We start from the raw sequence: 18,456 nt of genomic DNA, 5'->3' as shown, positions 1-18,456 counted from the left end.
TTGAAAAGAAGTAAATTCTCCTAAAATAAAGTCATAAGGAACACGAAGTAAAAACAAGAAACAAAACACGAAGCAAATCGTAAAGAAGGAAGACAAACAAGAAGGCGGTGATAACAACATATGAGATACAGTAAAGGTAAAAGCTTAGCGATCATCCTGATCGTCGTGGGAGCCTTGATGCTATTCGGAGGATTTCTTCCCTTCCTGGGAGCAGTAACTAGAGAAATTATGGGTTATCTGGTTCCAATCGCGATGATCGCTCTTGGATACTACGGTGTCAAGAGAGGCAACACCTTAATCGGTTATATCATTCTTGTCATTGGTGTGCTGGTTCTGATCAGCAAGCTGGCATGGTTAATCGGACCCCTCATTGCAATCGGGTTGATCGTATTTGGGATTTACATGCTGAAGGACAAGAGCAATCACAGCAGCAGACGTTACTAATTAAATTTAACAGTTGGAAAGGGAGGTCAGATCAAGAATGGGCGTATTTCGTCGAATGCGGGATATCACCGCAGCCACCATTAATGAACATCTGGAACAAAGTCAAGATCCTGTCAAGCTGATCGATCAATTTCTGATGGATACACGGAATGAGATTGGAGAGGTTGAGAAGCTTCACCAGCAATATTCAAGACATACCAGACAATTAAAGCAGCAGGTAGATGAGGCTTCAGCCATGATTGCGAAGAGAGAAGAGCAGGCTCTGCTGGCACTCAAAGCAGAGGAAGATCATCTGGCCAAGCTGGCATTGCAGGAAAAAATGCTCTACGAAGAAAAGTACAAACAGTATATCGAACTGTACGATCAAAGTAGAGATGCATTAACAGAGCTTGAGGAGCAGTTAGACCATCTCAAGACCGAATATCAAGCAGTGTACAGTAAACGCCAATATTACTATGCAAGAATGCAGACGATACAGCTGCAGCAAAGAATGAATGAACGCTCTGGCCAATATGGCGGAAGACATGTTCCGGGAATGTTCAATCGTCTCGAGGACCGGGTGTCGGATCTGGAGTATGAGGCAAGAAGTCTTCGGGATCTGCGCCGCGGCGAGCAGACAAGAGAAACCAGCCAGTATTCCGTTTCAGATCTCTTGGAAAGAGAGATGGCGAAGCTCAAGAAGAAGCTGGAGAACGGAGGAAAGGAGTAATTAGATGAGTAAATTATATCGATCAAGACGCGATAAGATGGTAACCGGGCTACTCGGCGGACTATCCGAAACACTCGGCATAGACTCCACACTAGCAAGACTGATATTCGTAGTCAGCATCTTTTTTACAGGCGGCGTAATGATCTTCCTTTATTTCATTGCTGCGCTTGTCGTACCGAAGGAATATATTCCACCTTATGACCCTTATGGTCCAGGACCTGGTCCAGGTGCAGGCGGATATTATGGAAAAGGCAATGAATATGCGAACCAAGGCGGGTTTGCTTCCTATAGAGAACCGCAGAGAGACCGATTCAGCGGTAATCGTTATCAGAGTTCTAACGCTTATGAGCCCAAAACGGATGATCTCGACTCCATGATGGGTGACATTGAGAAGAAAGCATTAAAGAAAGAAGTAGAAGAGCTGCGCCAAAAACTATCGAAGTATGAGAAGGGAGATTTATAAAATGGGAGTATTTAAAAGAATTAAAGATATGACAAAAGCATCGGTGAATGAAGTTCTGGACAAAGTAGAAGATCCGATTGTAATGCTGAACCAATATATTCGTGATATGGAAGCAGAAATTCGTGAGGCAGAAGTTACTGTCGCGAAACAAATGGCGAATGAGCGCCGGATGAAGCATCGTTTGGAAGAAGCGGAACGTCTTGGTGTACAGCGTGAATCGCAGGCTGAGGCAGCACTTGTTAACGGGCAGGAGGAAGTCGCACGCAAGCTTCTTGAAGAGAAGATCTACTATGATCAAAAGGCAGAGGAGTATAAGAACTTCCATGTGGAAGCAGAGACTCAAGCTAAAGAGCTTGTGCAGCAGCTTCATGACATGAAGGATGAGTTCTACAAAATGCGTAACAAGCGCAATGAGCTTGTATCCCGTGCACAAATGGCTAAAGCCAAAAAGCAAATGAACCAAATCAACAGCGTTCACACGATCGAAAGCGGCAATGCATCTCTTGGATTCCATCGTATGGAAGAGAAAATTATGCAGCTTGAAGCAGAAGCAGATGTCATGCGTGCTCCATACCGAAGCAGCTACACGAATAATCCGGTAGAAACGGAGAAACAATTCAAAGTAAATGAGCAGCTGGAAGCACTGAAGAGCAAGCTGAACGGCAAAGCCTCTTCTGAAGAAGCGCCTAAAGAATAAGCTATTCAAGTCAGCATGAACTTATGATAGAATCAAGCAGTGGTTTGAACTAGGTTGAATAGAGCCATACGGGAGCGATATTGTTCCGTATGGCCTTTTTTAAGACAATAGACCGGATTTAATGGCAGTAGTGCGATTCAAATTTAGCCAAATACATAATCGGCCAGTGCGGTCGAAAATTGACATGAGGGGGTGCGACAGATGAGTAACAAAAAGCAGTTTTTTGCAATACTGGCGATAGGGATCGGTCTGCTGATGCTGCTTGGGGATTTTATCAGCTTCTTTACGATTGTCGCACTTCTCTTATTGATCTATGGTTACTTCAAATTCCAATCGGGCAATGCCAAAAAAGGGCGCACATATCTGGGCGTCGGCGCAGCCATTCTCATTCTTGATAATTTGATCTTTGTTGTAGGTGTAACCCTGATTTCACTTGGGGTGTTCTATTGGAAGGGGCGTAAAGTCCAGCCGAGAGAGGGCTACATTATCAATCAAAATTTCATGTCCAATTTTGCCTGGGATGAGGAGCCTTGGATGCTTCGGAACACATCGATCTGGCATGTCATCGGTGAAGTGGATGCTGACTTATCGCTGGCCATTCCAGAGTCAAAGGAAACGGTTGTTTATTTGCAGGGAGTGATGGGAGATATTGATTTATCCATCCCAGAGGATTATGGTGTAGAAATCGAGGCCTTTATATTACTAGGCAAGCAGCAGTTCGGGAATGATCAAAAAGGTGGAGCGATGAATCGGCTTGTCTATCGGACTCCGGGCTATGAGAACAGTGAATATAAAGTGAAGTTTGTTATTTCCTATTTAATTGGCGACCTAAACGTGCGATTAACGTAATACTCAACAGGAGGGAGGACTCCCTTATGCAATCCACTAAAACAAAAAATATGGTTACGCGTAGTATGGGACAGAGCATATTGCTTGCACTGGTGCTGGGTCTGGTTACCTTTTATATATTTTACTCCTATGGATACTTGATGCCGTTTGATGAGTGGGATCATTGGTTTCAGGCTGGAGCCACCCTTGTATTACTGTTGATTGGATTTGGTGCAATTTATGGCTTCTTCCAAATGTATAGAACCAAAGTACAGCTAGAGAGACTGAGGGAAACTTTACTGCAGTGGGAGAAGGGGAGTGTGACGAGGGCCGTTCCGGAGCTTGGATATGATGAAGTCGGGCGAATTGGAGAACAGCTGGGCCGAATCAGTAAGAAGTGGGAGGAGCAGGTCACCTCGCTTCAGCGCCTCTCCACGCATAATGCTCAGCTTGCTGAACAAGCAAGAGTATCTGCCATTGTAGAGGAAAGACAGCGTCTAGCCAGAGAGCTGCATGATGCGGTGTCCCAGCAGCTGTTCGCGATATCCATGACAGCTACAGCAGTAGGACGTACACTGGAGAAGGATTTTGACAGAGCACAGCGTCAGGTGGCGTTAATCGAGGAAATGGCCTCTGTTGCCCAATCCGAGATGAGGGCATTGCTGCTGCATTTACGGCCTGTATATCTGGAGGGCAAGCATCTTGAACAAGGACTCAAGGAGCTTGTGAGAGAGCTTCAGTCCAAGGTGCCGATGGAAATTTCGCTTGAGATGGATGAAGGCATTCAGCTGGTAAAAGGGATAGAGAATCATCTATTCCGTATTATTCAGGAAGCCATGTCCAATGCCCTTCGGCATTCTAAGGCGGAAAGAATCGAGATTCGAATTCAGCGAAAGGATAAAGCCATTCGGGTCATTATCCGGGATGATGGTGAGGGCTTTGAATTGGATGACAAGAAGCAGGCTTCATACGGGTTGTCCAATATGCAGGAGCGTGTAAATGAGATTGGCGGATCGATCGTATGGATAACGGCTCCGGGCAAAGGAACCCGAATCGAAATAACAGTGCCGGTCATGGAGGAAGAAAGCGAGGGAGCATAGGATTATGGAAGATGAAAGTATGGAAGTTGCCATTAAGGTGCTGCTGGTCGATGACCATGAGATGGTGCGGATTGGGCTGGCGGCTGTGCTGGATACCGAGGATGGGATCGAGGTTGTTGGTGAAGCAGGGAGCGGAGAGGAAGGCATTCGTCTTGCTCAGGAGTACCATCCCGATGTCGTTCTGATGGATCTGGTGATGGAAGGAATGGATGGGATTGAAACGACCAAGCAGCTGTTAAAGATGCAGCCAGAATGCAAGGTTATCGTACTTACCAGCTATCTGGATGATGAGAAGATGTATCCCGTCATTGAAGCTGGAGCATTTAGCTACTTACTTAAAACTTCACGTGCTTCTGAGATTGCGGATGCGATCCGTGCTGCTGCGCGCGGTCAGTCTGTTCTGGAGTCTCAGGTAGCTTCCAAGATGATGAACCGCTTCCGTCAGCCGCAAGAGCAGGCCAAGGCGCATGAAGGCCTCACTGAACGTGAGATGGATGTTCTAAGACTGCTCGCACAAGGCAAATCGAATCAGGATATTGCGGACACACTGATTATCGGTATTAAAACGGTCAAGTTTCATGTGACGAATATTCTCGCGAAGCTGGGGGTAGATGATCGTACGCAAGCTGCGATTTATGCTTATAAGAATGGCCTGGCCGAGTGATAAGGAACAACTCTCAAATTCAAATTCATATAAACTGCGCATCACAATGTAAGGCCCCGAGACTCTGAATAGATGAGCCGGGGCCTTCTCTTACTTTATAGAAATATTAGATGAGGAAGAGCAAAGCGAGGAACGAGAGACCTAGTGCCCAATCATAGCCATAGCCGCCGTAAGGATAGAAGCCTTTAACTACGGCCTGCTTCTTTAGCTTTTTCTGTTTTTTCTTCGGCTGCTCTGCTTGTTTGCTCTCGAGTACACTCGATTTGTAAGCTCGGCAGGATCTGTATTTACTTTTGCGTTCATCAGTCAGAAAAATATGGGTTCCATTACAGCTGTGCAGTCTGCCTACGAACCGTCTGCCGTCTTTCATGACAGCACATACCATTTTACCGCAATGCTGGCCTATATTTTCCGGGGATAACGGACGTACAGGATACATAACATTCACCTCAATCGTAGATATTGTACTAGAGAGAATGAAGTTAAAGGTAGGGTTCTCCATTCTGTCTAACTTATATGTATTCTCTTAAAGTCGAACAGGTATAGACCTCTAACCAAGCCTTGTATGATAGATGAGCAATTATTTGAAATCTGGTTATAAGAATAAGAGAATACCTATACTAGTAGGAATTAAGGTCTTCTTAAGCATAGCTTCGGAAGTTCAGTTGTGCTAAAATGTCAGCAACATCCAGGAAGCTCTATAAGCAGTTCAAAAATAAAACTATCCGATAGGGAAAGAAGGAGCTATGGCGAACATTCAAAAGGTTGAAACAATGCAGGCATCGAGTGCGGTATTTTTCATTTTTGGAGCTACGGGCGATCTTGCCCGGCGCAAGCTTTTTCCTGCGATCTATAGTCTTTACCGGGAAGGTAAGCTGTCAGATCACTTCGCCGTGATCGGTCTGGCAAGACGTCAGCGTACACGTGAGGAGTTCAGAGAAGATGTGCTGTCCTCGATAAAAGAGTTTTGTCGTTATAAGCCAGGCGATGGAAAGCAAGAGGAATGGGACGAGTTTGCGCGGCATTTTGAATATAAGTCTTTAGATATTCATCAGGTCGATGGGTTTCGAGAGCTTAATGCCTTTACGGAGGAAGTGGAACATGAATTTTCCATTCCCGGCAATCGTCTCTTCTATCTGGCGCTGGCTCCCGAGCTGTTTGGAAACGTGTCTTCCCATCTTAAGGAAGGCGGGCTGCTTGAAAGTGCAGGCTGGCACAGGCTGATCATTGAGAAGCCCTTTGGCTATGACTTGGGCTCGGCAGAGCAGCTGAATGAGCAAATTCGTGAAGTGTTCCGTGAAGAAGAAATTTACCGGATCGATCATTATTTGGGCAAAGAAATGGTACAGAACATAGAGGTGATCCGTTTCGGCAATGCCTTTTTCGAGCCGTTATGGAATAACAAGCATATTTCCAATATTCAGATAACGCTGGGTGAGACCGTTGGAGTTGAAGAGCGCGGAGGATACTATGACCAGGCCGGCGCTCTTCGTGATATGGGACAAAACCATATGCTGCAAATGCTCACGATGATTGCCATGGAGCCGCCAAGCCGGCTTGTGCCCGAGGATATCCGGGATGAGAAGGTGAAGGTGCTTCGCTCTTTACGGCCATTTGTTTCAAGTGAGGATGTGAGCGCGAATGTCGTTCGTGGTCAATATACGGAAGGTGATGTGAAGGGTGTACATCTGCCCGGTTATCGCCAGGAGGATAAAGTAGATCCCGGTTCCAATACGGAAACGTATTTTGCGGCGAGGGTATTCGTCGATAACTTCCGGTGGGCCGGAGTGCCCTTCTATATCCGTACTGGTAAGCGACTGCCTGTGAAAACGACAGAGGTGGTTGTGGAGTTCAAATCCATGCCGAACAATGTGTACCTTGGCCAAAAATATAAGCTCGAGCCAAACCTCCTTGTCATCCGTGTAAATCCGATGGAGGGTATTTATATCAAGATCAATGCCAAGAAGCCAGGTACAGATTCGGAGATTGAGCCGCTTGCCATGGATTTTTGCCAGAGCTGTATGATTGGAATTAACTCCCCGGAGGCTTATGAACGGCTCATTCATGATGCCGCAGAAGGAGACTCCACCTATTTCACAAGATGGGATGAAGTTGCAACAGCCTGGTCCTTCGTAGACCGTATTGCAGCGGTATGGCAGGAACAGCCGGAGAGTCTGTCCTATTATCCTGCTGGCAGCTGGGGGCCGTCTGCAGCGGATAACCTGCTGGAGCAGGATGGACATCATTGGTGGCCGGTTAATGGACAGGATGAAGACAACGTCATCTGGATAAAGAACAATGAAGGATGAATAAACCGAGCTGGATAATTGAATTAGATTGTGATTCTTAATGATGCAAAGCAGGGACCCTTCTATAATCAGGAGGACTCTGCTTTTTTAGTGTGAGATAAAATATACAGGTAAAAATAAATAACAAATGTGGTATAATAGGAGAGTTGAGCCATTTAGATGGATAGGTTCCTTTTGCAAGATGACGACAGGAATGATTTTATATTTTGAAAAATAAAGTTTGATGAATATATGAGTATGAGAGGGATAAATGAACATGAGCAAAACCACGAATATTTTGCAGGAGGAGGTCGACAAACGCCGGACGTTTGCGATCATCTCTCACCCGGATGCCGGGAAGACGACGCTGACTGAGAAGCTGCTGTTATTTGGGGGCGCTATTCGCCTGGCAGGTACAGTAAAGGCTCGGAAGGCAAGCAAGCATGCGACAAGTGACTGGATGGAGATTGAGAAGCAGCGGGGGATCTCTGTAACGTCCTCTGTAATGCAGTTTGATTATTTGGGTCATCGTATCAATATTTTGGATACACCGGGTCACCAGGACTTCAGTGAGGATACTTATCGCACACTGACTGCCGCAGATAGTGCGGTCATGTTGATTGACGTGGCGAAGGGTGTCGAGGCACAAACGATTAAATTGTTCCAGGTATGTGCGAAGCGTGGAATACCGATCTTTACATTTATTAACAAGCTGGACCGTGAGGGACAAAGCCCGTTTGATCTAATGGAGGAGCTGGAGCGTGTTCTTGGTATTCGCTCGGTACCGATGAACTGGCCGATTGGTATGGGCCGGGAGCTCTGCGGTGTATATGACCGGATGAAAAATCAGGTGGAGCTGTTCCAAGGTGATGACCATTCCAAGATTAATGTGCAAAAAGTAGACAGCTATGAGGATCCGGTAATTCGTGAGATGGCTGGTGAATTCTTGCATGATCAATTAAAGCAGGAGCTTGAGCTTCTCGATGTAGCGGGTGATCCGTTTGATCTGGAGAAGGTGCTGAAGGGCGAGCTTACCCCTGTATTTTTCGGTAGTGCCGTCAATAATTTTGGTGTTCAGACCTTCCTGGAGAACTTCCTGGAGCTGGCGCCGAAGCCGGAACCGCGTAAGAGTACGGAAGGTGTAGTGGAGCCGACAAACGAGAAATTCAGCGGCTATGTCTTCAAGATTCAGGCGAATATGAACCCGGCACACCGCGACCGTGTCGCATTCCTGAGAATTGTATCGGGTAAATTTGAACGAGGCATGAGTGTGAAGCATGTTCGGGTAGGCAAGGAGATCAAGCTCTCTCAGCCTCAGCAGTTTCTGGCTCAGGACCGGGACATTGTACAAGAGGCCTATCCAGGCGACATTATCGGTCTGTTCGATCCGGGGATTTTCAGAATTGGAGATTCCTTAAGCCAAGGCAGTGAAGTGGTCTTTGACGAGCTTCCGACATTCTCACCGGAAATTTTCTCGAAGGTAACAGCCAAGAATGCCCTGAAGCACAAGCAGTATCAGAAGGGCATTGATCAGCTGACAGAGGAAGGTACAATTCAAGTATTCCGTACAGTGAGCTTCGATGAGACTATTCTTGGAGTTGTCGGGCAGCTTCAATTTGAAGTATTCGAGCATCGGATGAAAGCAGAATACGGTGTTGAAGTTCAGCTGCAGCGCATGTCGTATCAATTTGCACGCTGGATTATTGACGATAAGATCGATCCAAGCAAATTCCGGATTAACTCTACCCTTGTTAAAGATAAGAAGGACAATTATGTGGTCCTCTTTGAGAATGAATATGCGATGAGAACGGCAATTGAGAAGAATCCGACAGCTAAATTCCTGGAAACTGCACCGTAAGGCTTGTGCGAAATGTAGGGGCTTAGCATCACATACAAAAGAAATCCCTCCGTCCGAAAATGGGCGGGGGATTTTTTGCAGTTCAAGGCTATGGATGGATCGATTCTAGGTTAAAGGAACAGGCTTAACCTTCTTCAGATGCTCTTGCAGTACCTGAATCAGCTCATCCTGCTTTCCTTTCGGCAAATCCTTCCAGATCATTTCAAACAGGGTTCCGAGTCCCGGCAGAGCTGCTTCGGGTCCATCAACAGACCCCTCAATCATCTCTCTGATATCCTTATCCGGCTTACCATGTACCTTATGAACGATCGCTTGGCGCAAATCCAGTACGATAGACATGTGTTTGTCCCTCCAAAAGTAGTCTTTTCCTGCCTATATACTGTTCCCTGAGCAGAGCGTATAAATTCAAGTTTTCCATTCATTGTGCTATACTACTTAGGATGAATTGGTTGACAGTACTTATAATAATGAAGGGCTTGAATTCATCTCACATCTTTTATTGAGTAATGAAATGGATTCACCTATAGAATAATTTTTCTTATACCTAAGATGATATGGAGGTACCATATTATGGCCAAAAAACAATATGCCGTGATCGGTATGGGCCGCTTTGGATCGAGTGTTGCTTATGCACTTAGTGAAATGGGTTTTGACGTTCTGGCAATAGATCGGGACGAGCATAGAATACAGGACATATCCAATGTAGTGACACATGCCGTGTCCGCAGATTCAACGGATGAGGAAGCGCTTAGAGCGCTCGGGATTCGGAATTTTGATGTGGTGGTCGTTGCCATAGGTGAAGATATTCAGGCGAGCATATTAACGACACTGATCCTGAAGGATATGGGTATCCACTCTTTAATTGTGAAGGCCAAATCGGAGCTTCATGGCAAGGTATTGTCCAAGATTGGTGCAGATAAAGTCGTCTATCCGGAACGAGATATGGGAATGCGGGTTGCTCATCATCTGGCGTCGCCTAATATTTTGGATTATATTGAGCTGTCAGAGGAGTACAGTATTCTGGAAATGAAAGCTTCGTCGAACATTATTGGACAGAATTTGTTACAGCTCAACATCCGCGCTCGTTATGGCTGTAACGTCATTGCCATCCGCAAAGGAACAGAAATGAATATTTCACCAGATGCAAGTGATGAAATACAGCCTGAGGATGTGCTTATTATTGTGGGTCACAAAGATGATCTAACCAAGCTAGAGCTTGCCTATTCAAGATAAAGAAGGATTGAAGACATATGGAAATCGTTTCGGTACATAATCCGAGAGTGAAGGAATGGGCTCAGCTGCTCGATAAGAAGTATCGAACCCGGCAGAACAAATACATTATTGAAGGCATTCATTTGGTTCAAGAGGCGTTAAGCTATGATGCTGATATCGAATGTATTGCTTATGATATGGATAAAGGAATACCGGGAGAGCTGTCAGGTTATGCGGATTCGGAAGATCGTGCGGAGTGGATACCGGTGTCTGCTGCTGTCATTGAGAAGTGTACCGATATGGTGACGCCGCAGCCGGTGTTTGCCATCGTTAGAAAAGATGCGGCAGGGTTAAGTGAATTCTTAGACAAGAAGGACAGCTTGATTATTGTGCTGGATCGGCTTCAGGATCCGGGCAATGTCGGTACAATTATCCGCAGCGCAGATGCAGCTGGGGCAGACGGTGTGATCGTTGGTCGGGGGAGTGCAGATGTGTATAATCCCAAAACGATACGCTCCACGATGGGTTCATTTTTTCATCTGCCTGTCGTTGAAGCGGATCTGTCTGAAGTGCTTCCAAGAGCTAAAACAGAAGGGGTTACACTTGTCAGTACATCGCTGGCTGCCGACAGCTCCTGCTATGATTATGATTTTAGGGGAGCAAAATGGCTTGTCATTGGTAATGAAGGCAGCGGTGTCTCTGAGGAGGTAAGCCGTCTTGTGGATGATGCCATTATTATTCCAAGTCCCGGACAGGCAGAATCACTGAATGCGGCAATGGCTGCTACCATACTTATGTTCGAAGCGATGAGGCAGCGGCATTACTCCGCCTGATCGCGGACTGGTGAATTAAATAGACAAGAGACATCGAGATGGCAACGCCCCTTTGGATCACAAAGGGGCGTTGCCATTTAATTTAGGAGAATACATATGAACTTAATAAGCCGGATTACGGATTATGACATTTTGGGTGAACGTTCAGCACTTCTGCATTCCGTGTCCCGGTATGGGGCTAGAGGGGTGCTCGTCGATGAGAATTCCAATATTGCGATGATGCATATGACCAAACGGAGGCTATACAAGCTGCCTGGCGGGGGAATCGAAGGGTCAGAGACGCCGGAAGAAGCCTTTTTGCGTGAAGTAGAGGAAGAGACAGGCTATCGGGCAAAAATTACGCATCCGCTCGGCCGCATTGAGGAACATAAGACTAGAAATCAGTTCCTGCAACTATCCTACTGCTTTATTGCCAAATCAGTTGAGGAGAACACCGTGAAGCTCACAGCCAAAGAGAAGCAGCTTGGGTTGACGGTGAACTGGATGACAATGGATGAAGCTCTTACAGCAATGGACAGATCGCTTAGGATTTGTCGGGAGTATTCGAGTAAATTTATGATCCTAAGAGATAAAACCATATTGGAGCGGGCCATTTCCGTTCTAAATATATAGTTTCAATTCTACCTTTTTAATGATTTATGAAATTGATTTGGTTAAGAAAATATTAATATTTTGTTAAAAATTGAGGTTTGAAACCATGGTATAATGCTCGCAAATCCAGTTAAAGGGGGTTAATTCAATTTCATAGCTTAAGGGAGTTATGGGATTGATACGGTTAAGAGTTTTAGTTATAGGATAATGGTTAATCCATAATATGGAACTCGTTAAATATTGGAAACGGCTATGGATGAGGAGAGACAAGATGATGAAATTGCGCAAACTGACGGCAATTCTATTAATACCTGCACTTATTTTGCTAAGTATGTATATAGCCCCCGCTGCTTCTGCGGATGCGGTAGAGGGAGATATTATTGTTATACTCGGTGAGGATTTGACTGCTGCACAGAAAGAACAGGTGCTAGCCGATCTGGATGCTCCTACAGATGCGATGACGATCCAGGTGACAAATGAAGAAGAACATAAATATCTGGGGAGTCATATGTCCAAGGCACAAATCGGAAGCAAGGCGCTCAGCTCGGCTAAAATCGTAATCGGCAAGCCTGGAAGCGGCGTGTCAGCGACCTCCAATCACATCAACTGGGTGACCAACGATATGTACCTTAATGCGATGATTACAGCAGGGGTTAAGGATGCCCATGTTAGCATTACCGCACCATTTGATGTATCCGGTACAGCTGCACTGACAGGGATTATTAAAGCATATGAAACAACGACAAATACGGAAATCCCGGAGGAGCAGAAGCAGGTTGCTAACGAGGAGATCGTAAAGACGGCACAATTATCCGATTCCATCGGTGCGGAAGAAACAACGACGCTGATGACGAACATCAAAGAAGAACTCGCCCAAAATCAGCCTGAGACGAGAGAAGAAATGCAGACGCTCATTATTAATATTGCAAACAATCTAAATATTACAATTCCCGAAGCTCAGCTGAACGGATTAGTGGATCTGTTTATGAACATGAAGGATGCGAATATTAACTGGAATGCAGTAGGGGATCAGCTGGAGCAAGCCAAACAGCAGTTCACTGATTTTATTGAGTCGGAGCAGGGACAAGGTATTCTGGCAGCGATTAAAGATTTTTTTGTAGGACTGATTGAAATTATTAAAGGCTGGTTCTCCTAATTGAATGGAATATTGTAAGAGAGCACTTCTTTCAGCGGATGGCTGCGAATCATATGCAGGCATCCGAGGAAGGGTGCTTTTTTTATTTTGATCAAATATTATAAAACAAAGCAGCAGTTGAGCGTGTTGAATTAAATATGGGAAAGGGAAATCGACTTCTTAATAAATTTGCGCTCGAAAGGAAGATATAGGCTATGCGTAAAATGATCACCGGATGTGTTATCGCTGCTGTTCTTCTTCTCCTCACCTCTTGTTCAGATCATGCCGATAAGGAGAAGGAGTCAGAGGGAGTACATTATACGCAGCAGAACCACATTCCTGATAAGCAGCAGCAGGAGCAGCTGGAGGACTACGTCGCAACGCCTAATCAGGATACCGCTACTCAGCAGGAACTTACAGGCCAATCAAAGCCAGAGCTGCCTCATGCTCAGTTGACCAATAAGGTTGAACTGGAATATATCGAGTACGACAGAGATGTAGTGTCATATGAAGACTTAAACAAAAGACCTGAGCTTGAAGAATGGCAAACCGCTGAGGTCCTGGAATGGTATAACCGTATAGTACCCGATACACTGGAGCAGGCAGGTCAGATAGAGCTGGTGCCAACTGTCCAAATGGCCATTCAATTACCACGGAATAAGGAAGTCAAGATATTATACGCGATTACCTCTCCTGATAAGGTGTATCTGCAGCTGCGATCATCTGAAATAATAACGTACAGAACTGACGCAGAGGATATCAAGCTGCTTCTGGAGACGCTACTATTGGATGGACCTTATAAGCCCATTGAAGGTATAGAATATCGGATTCTAACTGAGGAGTATCTTGTAAATGATGATCCTGATAATCCTGAGATCAGTTTATTTTACCGGGAGTATAAAGTGTATAAGGACTATATGACAGGATCTACTCATGGGGTTAGTTTAGAACAAGTCGAAAATATGAGTGAGGCAAAAAAAGCGTTAGAAGGATTTGGCAGTCTAAAGCTTCCTCCAAATACAATCGTTAGCCCTAAAGTGCTGAAACAGTGGCAGGCAGAAGGATATTATCCTGTACAGGAATATTCAGAGGAGTCTGTGCGAGGACTGACTTATGATGATCTTCTTGAACGAGGCAAATAGCCGTTGAGTTATAGTAATGTGGATTATCGAAAGCTTGACTAGACAGCTTCAAAAGTTCGACTACAGAGCTTCAATTCAGATAAAGATAAAATGTAGATGGCATATAAAGATAACCCCCGTAACAGCTTACGGGGGTTATTGCTGCATAGATTCATCTTTATCTGAGTTAAGACTAGAGCCATTTCTTAGCCCATTGTCCGATTGAGCTCAAAGCACGTGCAAGCTCTGTCCCTTTGCGGGTAAGTGAATATTCAGTACGGACAGGTCGGTCAGCAATGACATTCCGAATGACAATGCCTTCTTCCTCGAGTTCTTTCATTCGTTCGTTCAGGACGCGCTTGCTTAAGTCCGGGATAACAGCATGTATTTCACTGAATCGCTTGGGCTCCTTCATTAAGGTGTGAACAATAGGCGCAACCCATTTCCGACCAATAATTTGATACGAACGCGAGACTTTCTCACACATCTGCATATGATTTGACGTCGATTGTTCATCCATTTTCAAGGTCCCCTTATGCACTTGATTATTAAAAGTAACTTCTATTGTACATGGAGTTATTCCAGAATGTGAAAAAACAGTTATTAGAATTATTTATAGAATACCATGGAAAGCGCTATCATAACAGAAAATTTTTATTGTTCACAGATTCGACATTTTTTGTTGACGAAAGGTGTCAGCTGGGTGTATGATAGTCACGTTAATTTAATTGGTTACAAATAATAACCAACATCGAACGGGAATTGTATTTTTTTGTAGGTAATACATGTGGTGTTGATTATGGAAATAAGTGCGAATTATCGTTGCGTAATTTTCACATGATAACTAGCGCACAATATAGAGTAGAGACACGGGAGGCATATCAGAATGGATTCAATGACTTTTGTCCTGTTCGGGGCTACTGGCGACTTAGCCAAGCGAAAAATTTACCCAGCACTATACAACCTGTATGTTGATCAAAAGATGCCATCATCATTTTCTGTTATTGGTCTAGGAAGAAGAGAAGTGTCCGATGCTGATTTCCAGGCAAGAGTTGAAGCTTCACTTCATACATTCTCTCGCCGTTCTCCTGAGGACGCGGCTAAGGTACGTGATTTTCTAGGCGCATTTCGTTATACATCGCTTAACAATACCAAGCTTGAAGATTATAAGAAACTGCTTGAAGTGGTTGAACAACGTGAGCAGGAGCTTGGCATTCCACAAAATCGGATGTTTTATTTGTCGGTTGCTCCAGAATTTTTCGAGCCTATTGCCGAGAATATCAAAGAAAGCGGGCTCGGTTCAGGCAGCGGCTGGAAACGGCTTATCATTGAGAAGCCATTCGGTCATGACTTGGTATCCGCAATACAGCTGAATGAGAAGCTAAACAGTACTTTTGCTGAGGAAGAGATTTATCGGATTGACCATTTCCTCGGTAAACCTATGGTTCAAAATCTCGAGGTACTAAGTGCAACAAACCCTGTCATGCATGCATTGTGGGGAAATCATTATATTTCGAATGTACAAATCACCGCAAGTGAAACCGTTGGAGTCGAAGAGCGGGCTGAATACTATGACCATACCGGAGCAGTAAGAGATATGTTCCAGAATCATATGCTGCAGCTGCTCATGATGATCTCACTTCACCTGCCGAAGAAATCTTCTCCTGATGAGGTTCGTGCGAAGAAGAGAAATACGGCACAGTCCTTGATTCCTCTGGAGGAAGAAGCACTCGATCAGCATATTGTAAGAGCACAATACCAAGCAGGTGATCTTCAAGGCAAACCTGTAGTTGGTTACCTGGACGAGCCTGGGATCGAGGCAACTTCCAAGAACGATACTTATTTCGCAGCAAGATTGTTCCTGGACGATCCATTCTGGACAGGGGTTCCTTTCTATGTTCGTACAGGTAAACGTCTGAGTGAAAAATCGACACGAATCGTGGTGGAGTTCAAGCAGCCGTTAAGTACAGGAACGTCGGAAGGCGAATCGGTATCTGCTAACTTGCTTACTATCGATATTGGACCGAAGGAAGGCATGCGCCTGACGCTTAATTCCAAGAGCCCGATGCATCATGATACGATTGAACCGATGGAGCTTAGCTTCAATTCCTCATATGACAACGTACCGGAAGCTTATGAGAACCTCATTTTTGATGCGCTTCGTAGTGATGCCACATTCTTCGCGCATTGGGATGAAGTAGAGCTGTCATGGAGATGGGTTGAACCGATTCTTAAAGCCTTTGCTGCAGATGAGGTACCACTTAACTATTATGCGGCGGGAACAGAAGGTCCAGCAGCAGCGGATGAACTGCTTGCACAGGACGGAAATCGCTGGCATTAATCATTGTTCTAAAACGTTATCCGGCTGAGCACAGCCGATGACATAGATTGGTTGTTGGACAAAAAACAGAGAAGATCTAGGAGGCAACATACATGAAGGTAGGACTTATTGGATTAGGAAAAATGGGATTAAACCTGGGGAAAAACTTGATTGATCATAAGCATGAAGTCGTGGCTTACGACTTAAACGCAGGTGCTGTCGGAGAAATGAAGGGATACGGTGCAGCAGGTGCTTCTTCTTACAAGGAAGTTATTGATCAGCTGGACTCTCCTCGCATTCTGTGGATCATGGTTCCACATGCTGTCGTTGATAGTGTTATCGCTGATCTTACCCCTCTGCTGGATAAAGGCGACATCGTAATCGAAGCAGGTAACTCGCACTACAAAGAATCGATTGCCCGCTATGACCAGCTTAAAGCGCACGGTGTTCATTTCATGGACGTAGGTACTTCTGGCGGTATGGAAGGCGCAAGAAACGGCGCTTGTTACATGATCGGCGGAGACGAAGAAGCATGGAGCATCGTTGAGCCTCTGTTCAAAGATACCTCTGTAGAGAACGGCTATCTGTATGCAGGTAAAGCAGGAAGTGGTCACTTCCTGAAAATGGTCCACAATGGTATCGAGTACGGTATGATGGCTTCCATCGGGGAAGGCTTCGAAGTGCTTGAGAAGAGCGACTATGATTTTGACTATGAAAAAGTAGCACGTGTATGGAACAACGGATCGGTTATCCGTTCCTGGCTGATGGAGCTTACAGAGCGTGCATTCTCCAAAGATTCGAACCTTGATGAAATTCGCGGAGTTATGCATTCTTCCGGTGAAGGTAAATGGACGGTTGAAACGGCATTTGATCTGCAAGCAGCTACACCGGTTATTGCTCTATCCCTTCTGATGCGTTACCGTTCCCTTGAGAACGACACGTTTACAGGTAAAGTCGTTGCTGCACTTCGTAATGAATTTGGCGGACATGCGGTAGAGAAGAAGTAAGACCGTAATTCCCTTCGGATAGGGATTTCCCAGAAAGGATCTCTGTTGATCCTTCATATACACGATGCACTTATTCTGAGAAGGAATTTCGCTTTTGAGCGAGGTTCCTTCTTTTTTGTTTTTTATGACCAGGCTTACAGCTTGATCTTCTTTTTTGGAGTCTGTCTGCATAAGGATAAATGGACACACCTCTCTTAAGGGAGGAATGCGAAGCATGGCATTCAAACGAGGAAGATGGCGTACACAGCGTCAAAAAACCGGGGGTCAGCGTAAAAAGTGGATTTTGATTGTACTGTTGGTGATTGTCATCGTGACCATCCAGTCTATTAGTTATGTGGAACGGAATTTGAAGCCGCCTATTATGCATCTGGCAAAAATCAGAGTGAAGCAGCTCGGGACAGAGGCCATTAACAAAGCGATTACGAGCCAAATCTCTGCCGCGGGTCCTTCGAACGAGCTGATTGATTGGAAGACGGATGCAGAGGGGAAAATCAGCGGATTCATGCTGAACTATAACGAGCATATGCGGATTACCTCAAATGCGTTGTCTGTCGTTCAGACCACTTTACAGGAGATGGAGACGATCGAGGATCACGTTCCTGTAGGGCAAGCGCTGGGCAGCCCGCTGCTATCCTCCTTCGGGCCTAAAGTGCCAATTCGGATCGAGCCGCAAGGTGCAGTTAAGGTTGACCTCAATACAAGGCAGCAAAATGCTGGTATTAATATGATACTGGTCGAGGTGTACATCCATATTGTGGCTGAGGTTGCTGTTGTCGTTCCGCTGGATATGGAACCGGAAGTGGTCGACACGGAAATTCCGATTTCTTATTTGTTAGTCGTAGGGGATGTACCGATGTATTATTACGACGGCAAGGGAAATCCAGTTGGAGAGAATGGAGCTAACGCACCAAGTATTGCAATCCCATCCCTCCCAGGCGGAACAGTGCCTAATACAGGAGTGACCACTCCAGACGCGGGCACGACTGTTCCTAGTGGAGAGGAAGAGAGTGAGCTGTACATGGAGGAGCCAGACTTTTCGCTTCCGACAGGTAATGAGTGAGTTGATCCAGTGAAAGAACTTGCAGTCATGCGAGTGATTTCTCATCCAATGAAAGAACTCGCAGTCATGCGAGTGAATTCACATTTAATGAAAGAACTCGCAGAACAGAGTGGTCATCTACTCTTG

Annotated in this window: 20 protein-coding genes; 17 read left to right on the top strand and 3 right to left on the bottom strand. The window is 45.3% G+C overall.

All coding sequences use genetic code 11. The features are described from left to right. The first annotated feature begins 120 nt into the window (after positions 1–120). The 7 genes from PUW25_RS21175 (at position 121) to PUW25_RS21145 (ending at position 4,905) form a co-directional block, all read left to right on the top strand. The gene (locus PUW25_RS21175; protein WP_076314975.1) at positions 121–444 is read left to right on the top strand and encodes a hypothetical protein; all 324 of its coding nucleotides are present in this window, start codon (positions 121–123) and stop codon (positions 442–444) included. A 37-nt stretch (positions 445–481) separates the two neighbouring features. Then, positions 482–1,153 (top strand): PspA/IM30 family protein, encoded by a 672-nt coding sequence (locus PUW25_RS21170; protein ID WP_047913505.1) that lies wholly within the window; start codon positions 482–484, stop codon positions 1,151–1,153. Between the two features lie 4 nt (positions 1,154–1,157). Beyond that, complete coding sequence (locus PUW25_RS21165) at positions 1,158–1,616, top strand: PspC domain-containing protein (RefSeq protein WP_274337485.1); 459 nt, start codon at positions 1,158–1,160, stop codon at positions 1,614–1,616. A gap of 1 nt (position 1,617) precedes the next feature. After that, entirely contained in the window at positions 1,618–2,313 is a 696-nt protein-coding gene (locus PUW25_RS21160; protein WP_047913507.1) for a PspA/IM30 family protein, read from the top strand. A 201-nt stretch (positions 2,314–2,514) separates the two neighbouring features. Further along, positions 2,515–3,162: a cell wall-active antibiotics response protein LiaF gene (gene liaF, locus PUW25_RS21155; protein ID WP_047913508.1), complete on the top strand. Its 648-nt coding sequence runs from the start codon at positions 2,515–2,517 to the stop codon at positions 3,160–3,162. Positions 3,163–3,188: 26 nt separating this feature from the next. After that, complete coding sequence (locus tag PUW25_RS21150) at positions 3,189–4,241, top strand: sensor histidine kinase (protein ID WP_047913509.1); 1,053 nt, start codon at positions 3,189–3,191, stop codon at positions 4,239–4,241. A gap of 19 nt (positions 4,242–4,260) precedes the next feature. Further along, positions 4,261–4,905 (top strand): response regulator, encoded by a 645-nt coding sequence (locus PUW25_RS21145; RefSeq protein ID WP_047913634.1) that lies wholly within the window; start codon positions 4,261–4,263, stop codon positions 4,903–4,905. A 106-nt stretch (positions 4,906–5,011) separates the two neighbouring features. Here PUW25_RS21145 and PUW25_RS21140 read toward each other — a convergent pair whose 3' ends face one another. Continuing rightward, entirely contained in the window at positions 5,012–5,344 is a 333-nt protein-coding gene (locus PUW25_RS21140; protein ID WP_047913510.1) for a hypothetical protein, read from the bottom strand. Between the two features lie 307 nt (positions 5,345–5,651). Here PUW25_RS21140 and zwf (PUW25_RS21135) point away from each other — a divergent pair, with 307 nt between their 5' ends. Beyond that, positions 5,652–7,214, top strand: coding sequence for a glucose-6-phosphate dehydrogenase (gene zwf, locus PUW25_RS21135; protein ID WP_047913511.1), 1,563 nt, complete (start codon positions 5,652–5,654; stop codon positions 7,212–7,214). A gap of 256 nt (positions 7,215–7,470) precedes the next feature. Next, positions 7,471–9,051 carry a peptide chain release factor 3 gene (locus PUW25_RS21130; protein WP_047913512.1) on the top strand — a complete coding sequence of 527 codons (1,581 nt, stop codon included), beginning with the start codon at positions 7,471–7,473 and terminating at the stop codon, positions 9,049–9,051. Between the two features lie 105 nt (positions 9,052–9,156). On the opposite strand, the gene sspI is transcribed toward PUW25_RS21130, so the two are convergent. Beyond that, complete coding sequence (gene sspI, locus PUW25_RS21125; protein ID WP_047913513.1) at positions 9,157–9,390, bottom strand: small acid-soluble spore protein SspI; 234 nt, start codon at positions 9,388–9,390, stop codon at positions 9,157–9,159. 231 nt (positions 9,391–9,621) lie between these two features. On the opposite strand from sspI, the gene PUW25_RS21120 reads away from it, so the two are divergent. The 5 genes from PUW25_RS21120 to PUW25_RS21100 all read left to right on the top strand — a co-directional run bounded on the left by PUW25_RS21120 (position 9,622) and on the right by PUW25_RS21100 (position 13,964). After that, positions 9,622–10,284 (top strand): potassium channel family protein, encoded by a 663-nt coding sequence (locus PUW25_RS21120; protein WP_047913514.1) that lies wholly within the window; start codon positions 9,622–9,624, stop codon positions 10,282–10,284. 17 nt (positions 10,285–10,301) lie between these two features. After that, positions 10,302–11,096 carry a TrmH family RNA methyltransferase gene (locus PUW25_RS21115; RefSeq protein WP_047913515.1) on the top strand — a complete coding sequence of 265 codons (795 nt, stop codon included), beginning with the start codon at positions 10,302–10,304 and terminating at the stop codon, positions 11,094–11,096. A gap of 96 nt (positions 11,097–11,192) precedes the next feature. Next, entirely contained in the window at positions 11,193–11,708 is a 516-nt protein-coding gene (locus PUW25_RS21110; RefSeq protein WP_047913516.1) for an NUDIX hydrolase, read from the top strand. Positions 11,709–11,958: 250 nt separating this feature from the next. Continuing rightward, a complete protein-coding gene (locus PUW25_RS21105; protein ID WP_338000035.1) occupies positions 11,959–12,843 on the top strand; it encodes a DUF1002 domain-containing protein in 885 nt (294 codons plus the stop codon). 194 nt (positions 12,844–13,037) lie between these two features. Then, positions 13,038–13,964 (top strand): hypothetical protein, encoded by a 927-nt coding sequence (locus PUW25_RS21100; RefSeq protein WP_047913517.1) that lies wholly within the window; start codon positions 13,038–13,040, stop codon positions 13,962–13,964. Between the two features lie 172 nt (positions 13,965–14,136). On the opposite strand, the gene PUW25_RS21095 is transcribed toward PUW25_RS21100, so the two are convergent. Then, entirely contained in the window at positions 14,137–14,463 is a 327-nt protein-coding gene (locus PUW25_RS21095) for a winged helix-turn-helix transcriptional regulator (RefSeq protein ID WP_047913518.1), read from the bottom strand. Between the two features lie 366 nt (positions 14,464–14,829). Between PUW25_RS21095 and zwf (PUW25_RS21090) the strand changes: the two genes are divergently transcribed. The 3 genes from zwf (PUW25_RS21090) (at position 14,830) to yunB (ending at position 18,330) form a co-directional block, all read left to right on the top strand. Further along, complete coding sequence (zwf, locus tag PUW25_RS21090) at positions 14,830–16,284, top strand: glucose-6-phosphate dehydrogenase (RefSeq protein WP_047913519.1); 1,455 nt, start codon at positions 14,830–14,832, stop codon at positions 16,282–16,284. Between the two features lie 92 nt (positions 16,285–16,376). Further along, positions 16,377–17,270: a phosphogluconate dehydrogenase (NAD(+)-dependent, decarboxylating) gene (gene gnd, locus PUW25_RS21085; RefSeq protein WP_047913520.1), complete on the top strand. Its 894-nt coding sequence runs from the start codon at positions 16,377–16,379 to the stop codon at positions 17,268–17,270. 214 nt (positions 17,271–17,484) lie between these two features. After that, positions 17,485–18,330, top strand: coding sequence for a sporulation protein YunB (gene yunB, locus PUW25_RS21080; RefSeq protein ID WP_047913521.1), 846 nt, complete (start codon positions 17,485–17,487; stop codon positions 18,328–18,330). The last annotated feature ends 126 nt before the right edge of the window (positions 18,331–18,456 follow it).

It is taken from the genome of Paenibacillus urinalis (genome assembly GCF_028747985.1).
Taxonomy (GTDB): Bacteria; Bacillota; Bacilli; order Paenibacillales; family Paenibacillaceae; genus Paenibacillus; species Paenibacillus urinalis.
Note: the sequence above shows the minus strand (reverse complement) of the source record. Positions and strands in the feature narration are given on the sequence as shown.